Here is a 2306-nt window from a genome sequence, read left to right as displayed (position 1 = left end):
CAATTTGTAAATTTACCTGAAATGATGATAAGTCAAGGTGCAATTTCATTTGTAAAAAGTGAATACAATGAAATAGGTATAGATACAGATTTATTACAAACTAAATATATAATAAATACAGGCGCTATAATGATTGGTATAACAATCTTAAGTATGATTGCTGCCATATTTGTAGGATTCTTGGCTTCTAGGGTAGGGGCATCGTTAGGTCGTGAATTAAGATCAAAAACTTTTGAAAAAGTAATGAGATTTTCAAATAAAGAAATGACTGAATTTTCAACAGCATCATTAATAACTCGTAGTACAAATGATATCCAACAAATTCAGATGATGACAGTAATGATTTTAAGAATGGTATTCTTTGCACCATTTATGGCACTTGGAGGACTTTATAAGGTTTTAAGTACAAATAATTCAATGACATGGATTATAGGTGTGGCAATATTAGGCGTACTTACAATTGTAATTATATTATTTGCAACAGTAATGCCTAGGTTTAAGATTATACAAAACTTAGTAGACAAATTAAATTTAGTTACAAGGGAGATACTAACAGGACTTCCAGTAATTCGTGCTTTTAGTACAGAAAGATTTGAAGAACAAAGATTTGATAATGTAAATAAAGATTTAACTAAAGTAAATATGTTTGTAAATAGAATGATGGCTTGTATGATGCCAGGAATGATGCTTGTTATGAACTTGATATCAGTTTTAATTGTCTGGGTAGGTGCAAAAAATATTGATACAGGTGCTATGCAAGTTGGGGATATGATGGCATTCATCCAATATACTATGCAAATAGTAATGTCATTCTTAATGATATCTATGATTTCAGTAATATTACCAAGAGCAGCAGTATCTGCTAAACGTATAAATGAAGTATTAGAAAAAGATATCGTAATAAAAGAAGATAGAACACCTAAAACTTTTGATGAAAATAAGAAAGGTTTAGTTGAATTTAAAAATGTTTCATTCAAATATCCTGATGCAGATGAAGATGTATTATCTAATATTAACTTTACTGCAAAAGCAGGGGAAACAACAGCATTTATTGGAAGTACAGGAAGTGGTAAGTCAACAGTGATTAACTTAATACCAAGATTCCATGATGTTACCGAGGGTGAAATTTTAGTTGATGGAGTTAATATAAAAAATGCATCGTTACATGATTTAAGAGAAAAAATAGGATACGTTCCTCAAAAAGGAGTATTATTCTCTGGAACTATAGATTCAAACTTAAGATATGGTAAAAAAGATGCAACATCAGAAGAAATACGTAAAGCGGCTGAAATTGCTCAGTCATTAGACTTTATAATGGAAAAAGAGAATAATTTTGAATCAGAAATATCACAAGGTGGCTCAAATGTATCTGGAGGTCAAAAACAAAGATTATCTATTGCTAGGGCAATAGCAAAAAATCCAGAAATATTTATATTTGATGATAGTTTCTCTGCTCTAGATTTTAAAACAGATGCTAAACTTAGAAAAACATTAAAATCAGAAACTAAAGATGCAACAGTATTAATAGTTGCCCAAAGAATAAGTACTATTATAGATGCAGATCAAATAATAGTATTAGATGAAGGTATAGTAGTTGGCAAAGGAACACATAAAGAACTTCTAAAAAATTGTGAAATCTATAAGGAAATAGCATTATCACAACTTTCAAAGGAGGAGTTAGAAAATGAGTAGACCTAAAGGAATGAAAGGGCCTATGGGGCATGGAATGAAAGGTCCAGGAGAAAAGGCAAAAGATTTTAAAGGAACGATGAAAACTTTAATTTCTTATTTAGCTAAATATAAATTATCAATAATACTTGTTTTAATATTTGCAATAGGTAGTGTTGCATTTTCAGTAATAGGACCCAAAATACTAGGAAAAGCTACTACAGAAATATTTAATGGGTTAATAGGTAAAGTTTCCGGCGACGGGAATGGAATAGATTTTGATGCAATAAAGAATATATTACTTTCTCTAGTTGCATTATATGCTTTAAGTACTGTGTTCTCATTTATACAAGGCTTTGTCATGAGTGGAATAGCACAAAAAGTAGCTTATAAATTAAGAGATGAACTTTCTAAAAAAATAAATAGATTACCAATGAAGTATTTTGATACTAGAACACATGGTGAAGTATTATCAAGGTTTACTAATGATATAGATACTTTAGCACAAGGTTTAAATCAAAGTTTAACTCAAATAATAACATCTTTTACTACAATAATAGGTGTATTAATAATGATGTTATCTATAAGTGTAGTTATGACTTTAAGTGCTTTAATAGTAATACCAATATCTTTATTAT

2 protein-coding genes are annotated in these 2306 nt (G+C 29.4%); both read left to right on the top strand.

What is annotated here, in order from left to right; all coding sequences use genetic code 11:
• Positions 1-1692: ABC transporter ATP-binding protein (locus J7G74_RS16515; protein WP_297137428.1), on the top strand; the 1692-nt coding region annotated here is incomplete at its 5' end.
• The coding region (locus tag J7G74_RS16510) for an ABC transporter permease (protein ID WP_297137425.1) at positions 1685-2306 on the top strand (622 nt) is incomplete at its 3' end. The genes J7G74_RS16515 and J7G74_RS16510, both read left to right, overlap by 8 nt.

The organism is Terrisporobacter sp. (assembly GCF_017888745.1).
In the GTDB taxonomy this organism is placed as follows: Bacteria; Bacillota; Clostridia; order Peptostreptococcales; family Peptostreptococcaceae; genus Terrisporobacter.
Note: the sequence above shows the minus strand (reverse complement) of the source record. Positions and strands in the feature narration are given on the sequence as shown.